Raw genomic sequence first — 218 nt, 5'->3', positions numbered from 1 at the left:
CACTGTATTACTTGGTACACAGTACCTTAATTGCAGCGGCTTTCTATTTGCTGTGCGGTTGGATTCCCTCTCACCGTGGCGCATTTAAAGATCACTTCAACATTGCCCCGCAAATGAAGCAACATAAAATACTGGCTATCACGTACTTCATGATTGCATTAATGATGGCGGGCTTACCACCATTTAGTGGATTTTTGGGCAAGGTCTTTATTTTGCAA

The 218-nt window shown here is 42.7% G+C and carries 1 protein-coding gene; it reads left to right on the top strand.

Features of this window, described 5'->3' with window-relative positions:
- Positions 1-218: proton-conducting transporter transmembrane domain-containing protein (locus RRF55_RS28940; protein WP_439419438.1), on the top strand; the 218-nt coding region annotated here is incomplete at both ends.

Origin of the sequence: Klebsiella sp. K47, from assembly GCF_051858335.1 — a bacterium.
In the GTDB taxonomy this organism is placed as follows: domain Bacteria; phylum Pseudomonadota; class Gammaproteobacteria; order Enterobacterales; family Enterobacteriaceae; genus Klebsiella; species Klebsiella pneumoniae.
The sequence above is the reverse complement of the archived record's forward strand: the minus strand, read 5'-3'. Positions and strand labels throughout refer to the sequence as shown.